This is a genomic window from Solitalea lacus (genome assembly GCF_022014595.1).
GTDB lineage: Bacteria > Bacteroidota > Bacteroidia > Sphingobacteriales > Sphingobacteriaceae > Solitalea > Solitalea lacus.
This window is the reverse complement of record NZ_CP091740.1, coordinates 3,570,234-3,587,875: the sequence shown is the minus strand read 5'-3', so window position 1 is coordinate 3,587,875 and position 17,642 is coordinate 3,570,234. Positions and strand designations below refer to the sequence as shown.

Here is a 17,642-nt window from a genome sequence, read left to right as displayed (position 1 = left end):
TGTCACAAGTTCCATTTTATTAAAGAATGAAACGAAAGATTCGTCCTCTTACCCTCTTTTATGTTTTAATCGCCTATGTGTTGTTTCAACTCATGTGGTGGGGGCAACTGCTTATTAAAGCTGAGCCCAATAAAACAGCAATGGTAATAGGCGAATTTTCTGTTTTTGTAATTATCTTATTGTGGGGGGCTTTTTCTATCAAAAAGGCTATACAGGAAGAGATTGCCTTAAGCAGGCGTCAAAAAAACTTCTTGTTGAGTGTTACCCATGAGCTCAAATCGCCATTGGCGTCAATCAAACTCTACCTTCAGACTATATTAAAACGTGATTTGGATAAAGAAAAGCAAAATGCATTTATCAGCAATTCACTAATGGACATTGAACGGTTGGATGATTTGGTTGAAAACATGCTGATGGCCACCAAAATTGAGAATAACTCTTATAGTTATCCTAAAGAGGAATTCAATTTATCAAAAGCCGTTCAGGAGGTTGTTCAGCGTCATCAAAATACCTTACAAAAAAGAGTGGTAAAAGCCAGCATCGCTCCTGATATACGGATGTTGGGTGATGAATTTACTATTGACTTGGTAGTTTCCAACCTTATTGAAAATGCAGTAAAGTATTCAGAGGAGGGCTCGGAGATCAGTATTGAGTTATTTCCTAAAAACAATAAAACGATACTGAAGGTAAACGATCAGGGTGTGGGGATTCCGGATGATGAAAAGCCTAAAATATTTGATAAATTTTACAGGATAGGGCTGGAGGATACCCGTAAAACTAAAGGAACAGGTTTGGGGTTATTCATTGTGAAACAGGTGCTTGATAATCATGGGGCATTGATTTATGTAAAAAATAACAAGCCTCATGGAACCGTGTTTGAAGTGGTTTTTTAGAGCAAAGTTCAAACCTTCTTAAAAAACCTACTTCTTCTTTCTGTATAAAAATGACACTGGCGTTACCAAAAACCGCCAATCAATTTCATAAACTTGCACTGTAAAAAACATCCGTCATATGAGTCAATCTCGCATATTATTGGTTGAAGATGAGGAGCATTTGCTCGAAGCCATTAAGCTTAATCTTGAACTGGAAGGTTATCATGTTACTACAGCAATGGATGGTAAGAAAGCACTTCGCTTAATAAAGGAAGAACGCTTTAACCTGGTATTGCTGGATGTGATGTTGCCAGAAATAGATGGTTTTCAGGTTGCCGAAACTATAAGATTGCAAAATTATGATGTGCCTATTTTATTTCTAACAGCTAAAAATACCAGCGAGGATCGTGTAATGGGTTTGAAAAAGGGAGCTGACGACTATCTGACCAAACCATTTAATCTTGAAGAATTGATTTTGCGCGTAGGTATTTTGGTTAAACGTAGCCTAAGAAATACTGATGAAGGTAAATCACTGAACACCTATAAGATTGGTGGCAAAGAGATTAACTTCACAAGCTTTGAACTCATTTCCGAAGATGGCTCGGTAACAATGCTAACCAAAAAAGAAGTAATGTTACTTAAGTTGCTGATTGAGCGCAAGGGCGAAGTGGTGTCTCGTGAGCAAATTCTTGAAACGGTTTGGAATTATGATGTCTTTCCTTCAACCCGTACTATCGATAATTTCATCCTCTCTTTCCGTAAATATTTTGAACCTAACCCTAAAGAACCCCGCTATTTTCATTCTGTGCGTGGCGTAGGATATAAATTTACCGATTAAGGAAACTAACATAAACTTGTCATCCGCCTAGGAATGACTCTATATTTTGTATGCAAAATTCTCTATTTATAAATGCTGCGTTTTCGCGGCCAACAGAACGTCCACCAGTTTGGATGATGCGCCAGGCAGGACGATTTATGAAAGAATATTGGGAGATCAAGAATAAATATACATTTCTTGAGATGTGCCAAACTCCTGAAATTGCGGCCGATGTAACAATGCTTCCAGTTGATCTTTTGGGAATTGATGCAGCCATTTTGTTTTCAGATATTTTGGTAACTGCCCAAGCAATGGGTGGACAACTTTCATTTGAGCAAGGTGTTGGTCCTCAATTTGCTAACCCGGTACGTACCATGAAGGATGTGGAGGCTTTGGAAGTACCTCCTGCAAAAGAGGCTTTGAAATATGTTGCTGATGCAATTAAAATTGTCAAGGAACGATTAGCTCCGCATAAAACACCTTTAATTGGTTTTGCAGGTGCTCCGTTTACAGTTATGAGCTATTTGGTAGAAGGAAAATCATCCAAAGATTTTAAGCTAACCAAATTAATGTTGCATAACGAACCTGAAACTGCTAAAGCTCTTTTGTCGAAGCTGGCAATTATCACTGCAGACTATTTGAATATGCAAATTGAGGCAGGGGTTGATGCCATCCAAATTTTTGACAGTTGGGCGCAAGCTTTGGCTTGGGATGACTATAAGGAATTTTCACATTTCTATATTGCAGAAATTATTTCAAAGCTCAACAGAAAAGATATTCCGGTAATTTCTTTCTGTAAAGGAAGCTCTGTATTTGCCCCTTTAATGGCTGAAGCTAAACCGGATGTGATTTCTATCGATTGGAATATTGATTTGCTTGATATTAAAAAGCGTTTGCCTTCAAATATTGCCGTTCAGGGTAATTTTGATCCGCATATCTTATATGCCGATAAAAAAGTAATTAAAGAGCGTGTACTACGCTTATTAGAGCGTATGCGTGGCGAAAATGGCTTTATTTTCAACTTAGGTCATGGTATTATGCCTGATCTTCCGTTTGATAATGTGAAGTATGCAATCGATGTAATTAAAGAGTTTAAATATTAATAAGCATCGTGTATTTATACATCAAAGCCGTTCATATCATTTTTGTAGTAAGCTGGTTCGCCGGCTTATTTTACATGGTCCGATTATTTATTTACCATACTGAGGCCAACGAACGCGCAGAAACAGAACGAAAGGTATTGCAAGCTCAGTTTGAAGTGATGGAGTCCAAATTATGGAACATTATTACAACCCCATCGATGATTCTAACTGTTTGTGCCGGCTTATGGTTAATGATTGAATATCAATGGTATAATCATCCTTGGATGATTGTTAAGTTGGTGTTTGTTGCAGGTTTGCTTTGGTATCATTTTAAATGCCAGGCCATTATGAAGCAGTTGCGCCAAGGTATATTTAAATGGACTTCAACCCAATTGAGAGTTTGGAATGAGGTTGCAACTATTTTCCTTTTTGCCATTGTTTTTCTGGTTGTGTTAAAAAATGCAGTTTCATGGCTATGGGGCTTTGCCGGATTGATTCTTTTCAGTATAATCATTATGATGGCTGTAAAGATTTATAAGCGATATAGAACGAAATAATTGTAAGCACCCGACCAACCCCATCTTTACAGTTTCCTCCTGGTATCTTTTCTTTGTTGGATGAAAAAAATAGAGCAAATGCGCCTAGCCGTGCAGCAATGGAAAGAAAGCGGGTTAACCCAGCAAGCTTATTGTGAAATGATCGGGGTAAAGCGAACTACGTTTGCCAACTGGGTGGCACGATGTAAAGCAAGGACTGAAACAGGTTTTATTGCCATCACTCCCCCAACTGAAGCGGTCTCAGCAACCCTTGAGATCATCTATCCTAATGGCGTACGGCTTAACGCAAGTTCCGCTCCTGTGCATCTCCTTGCTGAACTGATCCGCCTCTACTGATGTTTAGCCTGAACTCTTCTCATCGGTATTTGCTGTACCAGGGACACTGCGATATGCGCAAATCATTCGACGGCTTGTGTGGCTTGGTTGCTTCGGAGCTCAAGGGGAATGCTACCAGTGGGGACGTCTTCGTCTTTCTAAACCGGCAGCGCACCCATATCAAGCTGCTGCATTGGGAACACGGAGGCTTTGTGTTGTACTATAAGCGCCTGGAAGAGGGGACCTTCCCGGCATCGTCCAAAGGGCAGCTGAGCTGGGCGGATCTGGTGCTGATGATCGAAGGGGTCGAGGTGCAAAAGAGTCGACAGTTACGCCGCTACCAAGTATAAAAAAGTGCCTTTTTATTTGCCTAAACGCGGTTTTTTGCTTATTTTCACGTCATGGATATGGCACTGGAAAACCTCTCAAAAGAGAACCTGATTGCTCTTTTGAAGGAGAAAGATACCTCCATTGAAAGGAGAGATGCCGCCATTGAATCCTACCAAAAAATCAACTCTTCCCTTCAGGAAGAGGTCGACTACCTTAAACAGCAGGTTGAGCTTTTCAAGCGAATGCAATTCGGTCAGAAGCGTGAACGCTTCGAAGGCGATCCCGCACAAGGTGTGTTGCCATTTGAAGCTCCGGCAGAAGAAGTGGCCCTTCAGGAAGAAACCATCAAAGAACAGATTACCTATACCCGTAAAAGACAGTCTGCCCATAAAGGCCGCGCCGCCCTTCCGGCTCATTTACCGGTAGAGGAAGTGGAGATCTATCCCCAGGGTGATCTGTCGGAAATGGTATGCATCGGCAAAGAAGTTACTGAAGAGCTGGAGTGTGAACCTGCCCGGTTCTTCATCCGCCGTTATATCCGCTATAAATATGCTGCCAAAAGCGGTGAAGGGGTCACCACCGGAGAGCTTCCCGAACGAGTAATCGACAAGGGCATTCCGGGCGCAGGCCTGCTGGCCATGATCCTGACCGATAAATATGTGGATCACTTGCCGCTGTACCGACAAAAGCAGCGGTTTGCCCGGGAAAACATCCCCATTGCCTCCTCTACGCTCGAAGGCTGGGTCAAACAAGGGCTGGAACGACTCGAACCGCTCTTTGAGCAACTCAAGTTCGACATCAAAGCCAAGGGTTATTTGCAGGTCGATGAAACGACCATCAAGGTGCTAGAAAGTGATAAGAAAGGAGCTTGTCACCTAGGCTGGTATTGGGTGTATCATGCTCCACTGGACGGACTGGTCCTGATGGACTATCAGCCTACTCGCGGTGCAGTAGCTACCAAAGAAATGCTGGCGCACTTTAAGGGGTATCTCCAAAGTGATGGCTACGGCGTATACGAAAAAATAGGCCAGCGGCCCGAGGTCATCCCGGTAGCCTGCTGGGCGCATGCCCGAAGGGAATTTGAACGGGCACTGGAAAACGATAAGGTCAGGGCCGCTAAAGCACTCGAGTTGATCCAGCAGCTCTACGCGGTGGAGCGCAAAGCTAAAGAAGCACAGCTGCCGGCCGATCAACGCAAGCAATTACGTCTGGATGAAGCACTTCCGGTACTCAACGAGCTCGGTAAATGGATCTTCGCCGAGGTAAAAAACACCTTGCCCAAAAGCCAGATCGGAAAGGCGATGCGCTATGCCATGGCACGATGGGATAAGCTAAGCGCCTACCTACAGGATGGTAGCCTTCATATCGATAATAATGCCATCGAGAATGCAATACGCCCAATCGCACTTGGACGGAAAAACTTTCTATTTGCAGGAACGCATGAGGCTGCTGCGCGGGCGGGGATGATCTATTCGTTCTTTGCCATCTGCAAGAAAAATGAGGTCAATCCTTTCGGGTGGTTAAAATACGCACTGGAAAACATCATGACCATCAACCACAAGAATATCCGGGACCTCTATCCCCAGAACTTTAAGAAATTAACTGAACTTTAAAAGACGGGGTTCGTCGGGCGGATACAAATAATTGATATTAAGATTTACAATTTAGATAGATCACTATCTCAAGATTTTTAGGGGCGATGAACATCTCGCCCTTTTTTAATGCCTTTTTACTTCTTTTCGTTCAAGCTCCTATAACTGTTTTAATTACTATTTAACCTTGTAAATACCATATCCAATACCATTTATTTGTAGAGAACATTTATTATGTTTCAACTTAATTTTGCATTTAGATGAATAAATCGGCAATAATGATTGGGCATTTGGCAAGTTGAAGTTAGCAGAAACAGATTTTTCTTTTGGGTTGATGACAATTATAAACTGTTGACGTCCATCGGAACTTAAGTAAACAATGGGGTATGCTTTTTTATTGATTTATAGTGCCTCAACTTTTCCGTCGTTACCTAAAGCAGGATTGTCTTTTCTCAGTTTAATTAAGGCTTTAACGAAGTTTAGCAAGGAATTTTTGTCTGCATCTTCCTGCTCAACTATAGGTCGGTTAGGTGCTGGATCAATTGGTATATAAATCTTTTGGGCTATGGAAAATCCTGCATTTGCGGTTTTATCCCATTGCATGGGTGTCCGGGTACCTGCGCGGTTATTTCCATCCGGTAGAATGCTTCCTTCGATATCGGGTAAGTTTTCGATAAAACGCATTCCAATTTCATCGCCGTAATAAATAAACGGGATGCCGGGCCAGGTAAGTAAAAAGGCCATTACGGTTTTTAATTCCTGAGTTGAATTACGATTGCCGCAATTGGGTCGTTGGAAATCATGATTGGCTGAAGGTATTGAGATATAGCCTTTGCCCTGAGTGAGCTCTAATTGTTTTTTGTAATTGTTCCAAAAATCCGAAAAGTCTCCGTCGCCTCTTTTATCAAAAAAAGGATTTTGGGATTTAAAAGTTCCCCATTTATTAAAAAACAATGAGGGATATCCTGGAACACCAAAATGCATCATAAAATCAATATGGAAGCCAGCGTTAATTGAATATTCAGGTTTGCTCCATTCGGCAATTAACACTCCTTGGGGATATTTTTGTTCAAACCAAGCTCTTACTTCTGTCCAAAGTTTTTTAGTTTCCACAAGGTTTTCGTCGTCTTTGATCAATGAAAAGGCCATATCAACCCTAAAACCGTCAACCCCTTTGTCCATCCAGAAAGCGATAATCTTTTTAAGTTCTTCCCTTGTTGCTGTAGGTCCTGGAGCAGTCACTGGTTCTTGCCAGTTTTTAGCCGGATCAGGTTGTGCATAACCGTAATTTAATGCAGGCTGGTAATCAAAGAAATTTTTAAGGTAATTGCCGTTTCTGGGGAAGTCGTTTTTAATGAAAAAACTTCCGGGAAGGATGTCTTTGGAAGATGTCCAGATATAACGATGGGTGAATTCATTTGAATCAGCTTGTGCTGATGCTTTAAACCAGGGATGTTTATCGGAAGTATGACCCGCTACTAAATCAAGGCAAATTTTTATTCCCCGTTTGTGGGCCGCATTTAGCAACGCTAGTAAATCGTTGTTGTTGCCGTATCGGGGTGCTATTTTATAAAAGTCACTAACATCATATCCTGCATCCCGAAAAGGAGATTCAAAAATTGGGTTCATCCAAATGGCTGTAACCCCTAGGTTATGAAGGTAATCGAGTTTTGATTCAATACCTTTTAAATCACCAATTCCGTCTCCGTCAGAATCTTTAAAACTTTGCGGATACAACTGATAGAAAACAGCACTTTTTAACCATTCTGGATATTGATTCTGAGCTTTAATGGATATAAAGCCAGAAAGCAGTAAAGTGGCTGTTATAATGAACTTTTTCATAGTCAGTTTATGCTAAAAAGCGACTTTGAATTAAGTACTTCCAAAGTCGCTTTTTTAGTGGTTGCTATTAATTACTTTTCATCTTTACTAAATGAATAAGGCTCGTCTTCAGGTTTTGTTCCTTTCTGCAGATTAGGGGCTGCGTTCATTTCAAATAACAAATTTCCGCCTTTCATTACTTCAAAATGATTAATCCAGTTTTTTGTATAAGAATTACCGTTAAACAAGGCGTTCTTTATATAAAGATTTTTGTCACTGTTTTCAGGCGCCTGAATAGTAAAGGTTTTTCCGTTTTCAAGTTGAATTGTTACCTTTTTAAATAATGGTGCTCCCAAAACATATTGATTACTTCCGGGACAAACAGGATAGAAGCCCATGGATGAAAATACATACCATGCTGATGTTTGACCATTGTCTTCGTCTCCGCAATAACCATCTGGTGTAGCTTTATAAAAACGATCTAACACTTGTCGAACCCAATATTGGGTCTTCCATGGTTGAGCGGCATAATTGTATAAATAGATCATATGTTGAATTGGCTGATTGCCGTGGGCATATTGTCCCATATTCATAATCTGCATTTCTCTGATTTCGTGAATTACACCACCATAATAACTATCGTCAAAAATGGGCGGAGTAGTAAAAACAGAGTCAAGCATTTTGGCAAATTGAGCTTTTCCTCCCATTAACTCAGCCAGGTTTTTAACATCATGGAAAACACTCCATGAATAATGCCAGCTGTTTCCTTCGGTAAAAGCATCTCCCCATTTGTAGGGGTTGAACGGAGATTGAAAGGAACCATCTTTATTCTTGCCTCGCATTAACTTAGTTTCAGGGTCGAATAGATTGCGGAAGTTTTGGGAGCGTTTTGCATAAAGATCCTGTTCTTCCTTAGGACGATTTAAAGCCTTTGCCAGTTTATAGATGCTAAAGTCATCAAAAGCATATTCAAGAGTCCTGGCAGCATTTTCATTGATTTTTACATCATAAGGAACATATCCAAGCGTATTGTAGTATTCAACACCTTTGCGCCCAACAGCATCCATAGGGCCTTCATTATTGGCACCGTGTTTCAATGCTTGGTAAAGAATATTGATGTCGTATCCTCTTAATCCTTTTAAATAAGCATCAGCAACAATTGAAGCTGAATTATTGCCAACCATTACGTTTCTGAATCCGGGACTTGACCATTCAGGCAAAAATCCACCTTCCTTATAAGCATTGATCAAACCTTCCTGCATTTCTTTGTTGATAGAAGGATAGACAAGGTTAAGAAAAGGATAGAGGGCGCGGAATGTATCCCAAAAACCTGTGCCGGCAAATAAATACCCGGGAAGTACTTTTCCATTGTATGGGCTGTAATGAATTACTTTGCCATTTGCATCCAATTCATAATGCTTTTGTGGGAATTGGAGCGTACGGTACATGCATGAATAAAACGTTCGAATCTGATCAATACTTCCACCTTCTACTTCAATTTTACTTAATTCTTTATTCCATGCTTTTTTGGCCTCCGATTGGGTAGTTTCAAATGTTTTGTTGCCTATTTCCCGATGAAGATTTAGTTCGGCTTGTTCAAAACTGATAAAGGAAGAAGCTACTTTCAATTCCACTTTTTCACCTTTTGCTGTTTTGAACCCAACAATGGCTCCTACATGATTTCCTGTCAGTTCAATGGTATCTTTAGCAAGCTGTTTTCCGTGAAAGGTATGCGCAAATGCAAATGGCTTGTTGGAGTAGATGACAAAATAGTTTTTGAAGTTATCGGTTACTCCACCACTGTTTTTGGTGGTATAACCAATTATCTTTTTCTCTTTTGGGATAATTTTAATGTAAGATCCTTTGTCAAAAGCATCTATAATAATATAACCATCATTGGTTTGCGGGAAAGTGAATCGGAACTGTGCCGCACGTTCTGTTGGCGTAATTTCAGTAGTTACATCAGCATCTGCCAGGTAGACGCTATAGTAGTAGGGTTTAGCGGTTTCGGCTTTGTGCGAAAACCAACTTGCCCGCTCGTCCTGGTCAAATTTTAATTTTCCGGTAACGGGCATAATTGAAAACTGACCGTAGTCATTCATCCAGGGTGAAGGCTGGTGGGTTTGCTTAAATCCTCTGATTTTATCTGCAGAATACTGATAAGCCCAACCGTTGCCCATAACATTTGATTGTGGTACCCAGAAATTCATTCCCCAAGGAACTGCTATAGCCGGGTAAGTGTTTCCGTTGGATAAACTGTGTTTTGAATCGGTACCCATTAGAGGGTTTACCCATTCTACAGGATCAGTTATTTTAGCTACCTGTTGTGCAAATGCTTTGGAGCAATAAATGAGAACTAAAAGTATAATGATTGTTCTTTTCATAAATCAGTGGCAGGGGATAAAGGAAACCGTTTGAGCGGAAACTTGAGAGGTAATATTTAGTTAAAAGACGTTTTAGCCAGTGTATTAAATAGTACTAATGATTAATACACTGCTGCTTAAAAAACTTAGTAATTTTAATTAGGCGGAGTAGCCCCCGGATGTATTAATATTTCCAATTCTAAAAACATCCAATTACTAGTTTAGCTGTTTCATTAAACAATGCTAAAACGTTAACTAAAATAGAATAATATAGTTACGGACTAAGATTATCTTAGTTTCTTCCGAAATCATCTTGTAATCTAACAATATCGTCTTCGTCAGAAGGGGAGTTGATGTCGGTATGTTGCCAGATTTCCGCTACAGAACCCCATCCATCTAAGCCGATAAGTCTATGTCTTTGGCCTTTTTGAAGCACAATAATTTGACCTGGCTCATAATTATCAGTTTGTGTTTCTTCATCGGTAAAACTTGTAGCAACGGCTACTTTGCCACTCACAACTCTCCAAATTTCAGCTCTGCGGAAATGATATTGCCATGATAAACGCTTGTTAGGAGCAACCAGTAAAATTTTTGGACTTAACTTATTGCCAATCAGTAATTGCTCCTTACTATAACCCGGAAAGTACTGCTCAATGAACTTTTCTGCATCATTCTCATCCAGTACAAAGAATCCCCCCCAAGGTCGTGTTTCATCTTTGGCAACAATAGTAAAGCCCTGCTCTTTCAGTTGTTTTGCAACTGATTCAAATATGTTTGTAGTTTGTGTTTGCTCTTCTGGTAACATTGGTTTATTAGTTTAAAATTTAATAGTATATCGTTTTGATTATGATGATTGTTAAAGCTGTTTAAGTAATGCTGGTTTTTTCTGCCAGGTTTCGTAAATCAGCTCACCAAATATTGTGTTTGCCCAGGCGAACCATTTACGGGTAAAATTAGTTGGGTCATCTTTATGAAAGGATTCATGCATAAAGCCGGTGCCTGCATGAGTCTGTATCAGCGACTTTATACACTGTTTAATCTCTGCATCGTTTGAGGAGGTGAGTCCACGCATGATGATGCTTAATGGCCAAATCATATTAATTCCGGCGTGTGGCCCTCCAATTCCTTCTGCCGCTTTTCCTTTGTAAAAGAAAGGGTTATTTGACGATAAAAGTAGCTTTCTTGTATTCTGATAAGTGGGGTCGTTTTGGGCTACGCCATTTAAGTAGGGTAGTGATAATAGCCCAGGAACATTGGCATCGTCCATTAAATTGAAGCTTCCAAAACCGTTAACTTCATAGGCATAAACTTTACCCATTTGTGGATGAACAGTTGTTGCATATTGTTTTAATGCATTACTAACTTCATCAGCCAATTGATTGCATTCAGTGGCCAATGCGGTATCTCCACTGATTTTTTGAACCATTTCTGCTGCCTGTTTCAATGAAGCTACGGCAAAGAAGTTAGATGGAATTAAAAACAGGAAAATAGTAGCATCATCGCTCGGGCGAAAGACTGAACAAATCAACCCAACTGGTTTAACAGGATAACCATAGCCAGCTAAGGGAACTCCGTCGGTTGCCCATGCTGTTGTACGTTGGAAAGTATAAGGTCCGTTGCCTTCTTTACGTTGCTGTTCCTTAAAGGTTTTTACAGTTAATTTTATAGCTTCTTTCCAACTGTTGTCAAATGGCGTTGTATCTCCGGTAAGCTTCCAGTACTGGTGAGCTAATCGTATAGGATAACATAAAGAGTCAATTTCCCATTTACGTTCATGCACACCTGGTTTCATTACTGTTATATCAGTGTGTTTCCATTCACTTACCTTGGATTCGTCTTTATAAAAAGCATTAGCATAAGGGTCTTTGTGAATGCACTTGGTTTGTCGGTTAATTACACCAGCAATTAACTGTTTTAACGGCTCATCCTTTTTTATTAATGATAAATAAGGCCATACTTGTGCCGTACTGTCTCTTAGCCACATTGCATCAATATCACCTGTAATAACATAAGTATCAGGCTTCCCATTAATAATTTCAAAGTCAATCGTAGTATCTAAAGTGTTTGGGAAACAGTTTTCGAATAGCCACCCAAGTTCTTTATTAGGTAAATCAGCCTTAATTGATTTAATCAGCTCTTCTACTGATTTACTTGTAAATTTTCGTTCAGATAGGGGTGGGCGTTTGCTTTCAAAAGATGAATCAGCCAATGCAAATAACTGATTAGGTTGAATGGCTAATCCAGCTCCAATTATTCCTGTTGTTTGTATGAATTTTCTACGAGAAAGCATGTGAAAATGTGTTTAAAGGTTAAAAATTGAGCTTATAATTTTATAAGCTCAATTTAATTATTAGAATGCTAATAAAAATGTAAGGAGCTCCATTTTTCAAATAATACCTCCGCCGAAACGGAGGTATTGCAATCAACCAATAGTTTGTATGAAAAATGTATTACCCTACACGGGTGTCTTAAATAGTTTTTATGATGATTATCTGTTGTTTTTTTATTTGCTATAACGTTTTAGCATTTCAATTCAAAAAAAACAATTAGTAACTAATTGCTTTAAATCATTCTAAAAAATACTTGTTTACCTGCATGCTTTGAATAACCAACTTCACAATAGAAAATTGCACACAAAAAAACAAACCGAATACGATTCCAATATTAATTAGGATAAATCGATTTTACAAGTTTTTTATTTTTTTTAAACTTTATTACGCAGAACCCCTTATAATTAATTTTAATGGGAGTCTTTTCTGTATAGCTGTTGAGGAATAATTGGTTGATTCAATCATCTCCATTAAAATATTTGTGGCGGTTTTAGCAATGTCTTCTACCGGTTGCTGGATACAAGTAATGCCTGGGGGATATAATCTGAAAAGGTCATGATCATCGAAGCAAATCATAGCAATGTCTTGTGGGATTCTTAGGCCCAGGTTTAAAATGCTTTCAAGGCCGATAATACCTAAGTAGTTTGTTGCAAAAAAGATTGCATCTAAATCTGTCAGATTGCCAATCCAATTCTGAATCATCGTTAATGCACCTTCCTTATTATAATCATAGGGGAGTTGTAAGATCAGCTCTTCTCTTAATTCAATTTGATTTTCTTTTAAAGTGTTGATATAGGCCTTTGTTCTTTGTTGCATATGCTCAAGCTCGATATCAATTGTCACAAAGCCAATGTTCTTACGTCCCTTTTCAATTAAATGGTTCATTCCCATTTGGACGCCTGAAAAATTATCTACGGCAACATAAGGAACGGAAAAATCAGGTAAATTACTATCAACGAAAACCACCGGCTTTTTATGATTTATTAAATCGTTAATTGCATTCTCCATGCCTAATGCCGGTGTTATTAAATAACCATCAATTTGTCGTTGCGACAACATGCTTATAATTTCGCTGCCTTTCTGGCTGTCGTTATCAGTGCTACTTAGTACTACTTTGTAGCCATACTGCCCTGCTTCGTTTTCAATTGTTTTGGCCAATGAGCTAAAAAAGTCACTGGTAATGGTTTCAACGAGCACTCCCAACATTTTTGATTTTCCTGTTCGTAATGAAACTGCAACCTGGTTAGGTTGGTAGCCAACTTCCTGAGCTATAGTTATTATTTTATTAGTTAGTTCTTCACTAATACGCATTTCTTTTGCTTTGCCATTTAAAACAAAAGAGACGGTAGAAGGTGAAACCCCAGTTAATTTGGCAATATCTTTTAATGATGTTTTTTTCATTCTATGAGCAGGCGTTTAAGAGGTTAAAGATAGAATGCTTAACTGTTAATGAGAAAACATCTTTTTATTAATCTTAATTTCTAGTTTTTATAAAAAGGAGCGTAAAACCCATCAGTCTTTAGCCGATGGGATGTAAGCGACAAACGCTAACCTTGTGAAAGGATGTACTGACGAACTGTTTCAGGAGAAGCCTCACCGATAGAGCAAACAAAATATCCATCGCTCCAAAAGGTGTGTTCTTTCCAAAAGTTCTTTGACAATACGTTTTTGTACTTTTGCCAAATTGCAAGGGTGCGTTCCTGCTTCAATTTACGAACAATGGAAGTAACCGAAAGAGGTGGAATGTAGCGCATAAGGAAATGGATATGGTCTATGTCAGATTCAAATACTTCAAGTTCAAAATCAGATGTAGAAGTAATTGAAAGCAAGATAGACTTCATATCATTATCCAATCACCTACAAGTAGCATTTTAGGGGTATTTGCAAACAAAAATGAGATGGCCTTTAAGATAATGCTTTGAACGATTTGTGGAAACGTAATTACTTTTTTAGACCTGGTAGCGAAGTTTTGGTGAAACAATCTTTACCCTTATCGGGATTGTAAAAAAAGTATTATCATTACACCGAAAATGAAAACAATATATAAGACCTATCGTTTTGCGTTGTTACCGACAAAGGAACAGGAAGTTCTTTTGAATAAGCATTTTGGGTGTGTCCGCTTTGTATTCAATCATTTTTTTAATGAACGAATTGAACAATATAAGGAACGTAAAAAATCCGACAATTACCATAAACAAGCAGGCTCATTGACATTGCTAAAGAAGCAAGAAGAAACGGAGTGGTTAAAAGCGGTCAATAGCCAAACCTTGCAAACGGCATTACGAAGTTTAGATACCGCCTTTGTAAACTTTTTCAGGGGCAATGCTAAATTTCCACGCTTTAAAAGCAAACGCAAAAAGAATAGTTTCACTGTTCCGCAATTTGTTGAGGTTGAACATGGCAAATTGGTTTTCCCTAAATTCAAAGAGGGTATCCAAATAATTGAACACAGGGAATTAAGAGGCCAAGTGAAACATTGCACAGTTTCAAAAACACCGACAGGTAAGTATTTTGCTTCTATTCTTTGTGAAGTGCAGCATAAGCAAATTAAACCAACGAAAAAACAAGTTGGTATTGATTTAGGAATTAAAGATGTTGCTGTTACTTCCGATGGTACAAGGTTTAAAAATAACTATCATTTAAAAAGATATGAAAGGCAATTAGCAAAAGCACAAAAACATCTTTCAAGAAAGGTAAAAGGTTCAAACAGTCGAAACAGGCAAAGACTAAAAGTAGCTGCAATACATGAAAAGATTGCAAATGCAAGACTTGACTTGTTGCATAAAGTATCTACACAGATAACCAATGAGTACGATATTATATGTTTGGAAGATTTGAACGTAAAGGGAATGATGACCAACCATAAACTTGCAAAGCATATAGCGGATGCAAGTTGGGGAACATTCGTCAAGCTTTTAGCATATAAAGCAAGCTGGAATGATAAGCGAATAGTTAAAATCAATCGCTTCTATCCATCGTCAAAGACTTGCAACGAATGTGGATATATCCATCAGGACTTAAATCTTTCTGAAAGAATATGGACTTGTCCAAATGGGCATACTTTAGACAGGGACATAAATGCAAGTAAAAATATCCTTGAAGAAGGATTAAGAATAATCGGGGCGGAACTCTCCGATAACACGGGCAGAGCCTTAAATAAGACTTCTGAAAAGAAGCACAAGGCGTTGAAGTCCGAAGCCCATTTGTCTTTAGCAAATGGGTAGTTCACTTTAGTGAAAAAATGAGAAATTATTTACAAGTCATGCAACCAATTGCTAATGGAGGGCATCTACTTGTTGAAACCAAATGAAACTGATGCACAAAATAGGGGTGGATGAATTAGTAGCCGCTTGCCGGGCAGGGAACCGCAAGGCGCAGGAGAACCTCTATAAAATGTTTTCGTCTAAAATGATGGCGGTGTGTATGCGTTATACCCGCGATAGGGATGAAGCAGAAGATGTATTGCAGGTGGGTTTTGTTAGAATGTTTGAGAAACTGCATTTATACAAAGGAGAGGGCTCATTTGAAGGTTGGGTGCGACGAATTATGGTCAATACCGCTATTGAGTTTTACCGCAGAAATGCAAGAATGTATCCTGTGGTGGATATCGAAGAAGCCGTAAATGAAACAAGCTATGATTTGGCCTTAAGCAACCTGAATGTACAGGAAATTTTAAAACTGGTACAAAAGTTACCACCCGGCTACAGGATGGTATTTAACATGTATGCAATTGAAGGCTACGGGCACAAGGAGATTGCCGAACAGTTGGGAATTAACGAAGGAACGTCAAAATCTCAATTGGCCAGAGCAAGGAATTTATTAAAAGAATGGATTTTAACTATGGAAGGAGGCAGTAATGTCGCAACTATCAGATAAGGATTTTGACAAACTTCTTAGTGATGCTTTTGAAGGTTTCACAGAAGAACCATCGACTAAAGTGTGGATGGCCATTGAAAACGATCTGGACCGTCAACGTGTAGCCGGAAAGAAAATGCGATTGGCTCAATGGTCAATTGCGGCATCAGTGGTTTTATGTCTGATATCGGCGGGGTTATATTTTTCGGATAAGCATCAGCTTAATGGTCAGGAAGTAGCTGGTGTAATTGACAATAAAGATCCCAATCCTGAAAAAGAGACTAGAAATAGGGCAGTAACTATTTTGTCGCCTAAAACCCATACAGCAGAGCCAAGTCCTGTTAAATCTGAAGTGAAGGATAGTAAGCCAGCTCAAAAGAAAAGTGGATTGAATTCAAAAGAAAAGGCTAAAGCTTCACAAGCTGTAGTTGATGGTGATACCCGGATTGCTCAAGTGTCAAATACAGAAACATTGCGTCCACACAAGGCAGGTACATTGCCTACTGATAACTGTGTGCCGGATTTGCAGCCTAAATTATTGCATCAGGCCCTAATTGCATCTGAAAATCCTGAAGGAAGTAAAGAAATTCCAACCATCGGAGATGCATTGAATTACATAGCCGCTAAAGTTGATAAACGAGATAAGAAATTTATGGCTTTCAAGAAAAGCAGTGGATTTTCAGTAAATCTTGGTGTGGTAAAAATTGAACGCAAACTTCAGTCGGAAGAAGAGGAGAAGGTTGAAGAAGCTGCAGGACGCTAATAAGATTCAGCATTAAAAAAGTAATTGGTATAAAGTTTATCGGTCAATTTTTGACCGGAAGGGAATTATTTGTCAATATTTTAACTACTTAAACTATAATGAAACGTTTATTTCTATTTGCAGGATTGTTTATTGTAATCTGTACTCATGGAGTACAGGCCAAAATACAGGAGGATACCACGGATACAACAAAAGTCAAAGCTGATTCGACGATCATCAAAATGGGACCTCGAGATAATGTTACAGTGATTATCAGGAGTGGAGAGGATACTGAGAAGCATAAGGATAAGAGCCCTTTTAGGTTTACATTTTTGGGAGGAGTAGATTGGGGATTTACCAATTGGCTTGACAATGGAAGCTTTACACCCACTGATGAGAATCTTGAGTTGAAAACTAATAAGTCGTCGAACTTTACTTTGAATTTATTTTCAGGAAGTTTGAATATTTATAAAAAGAAATGGAAGCTGAATACCGCATTAGGTATTGACTGGCAAAACTATCGCTTTAAAAACGACATTACTCCATTGCCAAATCAACCTGAGTTCACTTATACGCAATCCAATGTACAGCTTAGCAAAAATAAGATCATGTCAAAGTACATTGTTATGCCTGTTATGATTCATTTTCAACCTAAATCATCAAACCGGAATAAAGGTTTCTTTATTGAAGGTGGAATGGATTTTGGATACCTGCTAAGTGGTAAAACCAAACAGATTAGTGAGGAATATGGTAAAGTGAAAGTAGAAGATGACTTTAATTTTAAACCATTCAGGTATGGGGTTATTGGCCGAATTGGCTATGATTATGCATCCCTTTATTGTAAATACTATTTTAATGATGTATTTGCCCCTAATCAAGGGCCTGAGTTAAATAACATTTCATTCGGTATTTCGTTGAGTGGGTTTTATTAGGAGGAGGTAAACCCGCCTTCCAAAAATGCTTGTT

At 39.0% G+C, this 17,642-nt stretch carries 17 protein-coding genes; 11 read left to right on the top strand and 6 right to left on the bottom strand.

Annotation, left to right across the window (positions count from 1 at the left end; translation table 11 throughout):
* The first annotated feature begins 26 nt into the window (after window positions 1-26).
* From L2B55_RS15410 to tnpC, 7 genes are all read left to right on the top strand, one after another.
* Window positions 27-893 (top strand): sensor histidine kinase, encoded by an 867-nt coding sequence (locus L2B55_RS15410; RefSeq protein WP_237847061.1) that lies wholly within the window; start codon window positions 27-29, stop codon window positions 891-893.
* 118 nt (window positions 894-1,011) lie between these two features.
* Window positions 1,012-1,710, top strand: coding sequence for a response regulator transcription factor (locus L2B55_RS15405; protein ID WP_237847059.1), 699 nt, complete (start codon window positions 1,012-1,014; stop codon window positions 1,708-1,710).
* Between the two features lie 50 nt (window positions 1,711-1,760).
* The gene (gene hemE, locus L2B55_RS15400) at window positions 1,761-2,792 is read left to right on the top strand and encodes a uroporphyrinogen decarboxylase (RefSeq protein WP_237847058.1); all 1,032 of its coding nucleotides are present in this window, start codon (window positions 1,761-1,763) and stop codon (window positions 2,790-2,792) included.
* An 8-nt stretch (window positions 2,793-2,800) separates the two neighbouring features.
* Window positions 2,801-3,328: a CopD family protein gene (locus L2B55_RS15395; protein ID WP_237847057.1), complete on the top strand. Its 528-nt coding sequence runs from the start codon at window positions 2,801-2,803 to the stop codon at window positions 3,326-3,328.
* A 60-nt stretch (window positions 3,329-3,388) separates the two neighbouring features.
* The gene (tnpA, locus tag L2B55_RS15390) at window positions 3,389-3,664 is read left to right on the top strand and encodes an IS66 family insertion sequence element accessory protein TnpA (RefSeq protein WP_237845749.1); all 276 of its coding nucleotides are present in this window, start codon (window positions 3,389-3,391) and stop codon (window positions 3,662-3,664) included.
* Window positions 3,664-3,993 (top strand): IS66 family insertion sequence element accessory protein TnpB, encoded by a 330-nt coding sequence (tnpB, locus tag L2B55_RS15385; protein WP_255696433.1) that lies wholly within the window; start codon window positions 3,664-3,666, stop codon window positions 3,991-3,993. Before tnpA (L2B55_RS15390) ends, tnpB begins: the two co-directional genes overlap by 1 nt.
* A gap of 51 nt (window positions 3,994-4,044) precedes the next feature.
* Window positions 4,045-5,586, top strand: a complete 1,542-nt coding sequence (gene tnpC / locus L2B55_RS15380; RefSeq protein WP_237847056.1) for an IS66 family transposase — start codon at window positions 4,045-4,047, stop codon at window positions 5,584-5,586.
* Between the two features lie 381 nt (window positions 5,587-5,967).
* Here tnpC and L2B55_RS15375 read toward each other — a convergent pair whose 3' ends face one another.
* The 6 genes from L2B55_RS15375 to tnpA (L2B55_RS15350) all read right to left on the bottom strand — a co-directional run bounded on the left by L2B55_RS15375 (window position 5,968) and on the right by tnpA (L2B55_RS15350) (window position 13,920).
* Window positions 5,968-7,407 carry an alpha-amylase family glycosyl hydrolase gene (locus L2B55_RS15375; protein WP_237847055.1) on the bottom strand — a complete coding sequence of 480 codons (1,440 nt, stop codon included), beginning with the start codon at window positions 7,405-7,407 and terminating at the stop codon, window positions 5,968-5,970.
* A 71-nt stretch (window positions 7,408-7,478) separates the two neighbouring features.
* Window positions 7,479-9,770, bottom strand: coding sequence for a GH92 family glycosyl hydrolase (locus tag L2B55_RS15370; protein WP_237847054.1), 2,292 nt, complete (start codon window positions 9,768-9,770; stop codon window positions 7,479-7,481).
* Window positions 9,771-10,041: 271 nt separating this feature from the next.
* Window positions 10,042-10,554 carry a cupin domain-containing protein gene (locus tag L2B55_RS15365; protein WP_237847053.1) on the bottom strand — a complete coding sequence of 171 codons (513 nt, stop codon included), beginning with the start codon at window positions 10,552-10,554 and terminating at the stop codon, window positions 10,042-10,044.
* Window positions 10,555-10,605: 51 nt separating this feature from the next.
* A complete protein-coding gene (locus L2B55_RS15360) occupies window positions 10,606-12,039 on the bottom strand; it encodes a glycoside hydrolase family 125 protein (RefSeq protein ID WP_237847052.1) in 1,434 nt (477 codons plus the stop codon).
* Between the two features lie 424 nt (window positions 12,040-12,463).
* A complete protein-coding gene (locus L2B55_RS15355; protein WP_237847051.1) occupies window positions 12,464-13,480 on the bottom strand; it encodes a LacI family DNA-binding transcriptional regulator in 1,017 nt (338 codons plus the stop codon).
* Window positions 13,481-13,626: 146 nt separating this feature from the next.
* Window positions 13,627-13,920 carry an IS200/IS605 family transposase gene (gene tnpA / locus L2B55_RS15350; protein WP_237847050.1) on the bottom strand — a complete coding sequence of 98 codons (294 nt, stop codon included), beginning with the start codon at window positions 13,918-13,920 and terminating at the stop codon, window positions 13,627-13,629.
* A 189-nt stretch (window positions 13,921-14,109) separates the two neighbouring features.
* On the opposite strand from tnpA (L2B55_RS15350), the gene L2B55_RS15345 reads away from it, so the two are divergent.
* The 4 genes from L2B55_RS15345 (at window position 14,110) to L2B55_RS15330 (ending at window position 17,608) form a co-directional block, all read left to right on the top strand.
* Entirely contained in the window at window positions 14,110-15,303 is a 1,194-nt protein-coding gene (locus L2B55_RS15345; protein ID WP_237847049.1) for an RNA-guided endonuclease TnpB family protein, read from the top strand.
* A gap of 91 nt (window positions 15,304-15,394) precedes the next feature.
* Window positions 15,395-15,955 (top strand): RNA polymerase sigma factor, encoded by a 561-nt coding sequence (locus L2B55_RS15340; RefSeq protein ID WP_338092186.1) that lies wholly within the window; start codon window positions 15,395-15,397, stop codon window positions 15,953-15,955.
* Window positions 15,936-16,697 (top strand): hypothetical protein, encoded by a 762-nt coding sequence (locus L2B55_RS15335; protein WP_237847047.1) that lies wholly within the window; start codon window positions 15,936-15,938, stop codon window positions 16,695-16,697. Before L2B55_RS15340 ends, L2B55_RS15335 begins: the two co-directional genes overlap by 20 nt.
* 98 nt (window positions 16,698-16,795) lie before the next feature.
* The gene (locus L2B55_RS15330) at window positions 16,796-17,608 is read left to right on the top strand and encodes a porin family protein (RefSeq protein ID WP_237847046.1); all 813 of its coding nucleotides are present in this window, start codon (window positions 16,796-16,798) and stop codon (window positions 17,606-17,608) included.
* Window positions 17,609-17,642 lie beyond the last annotated feature (34 nt).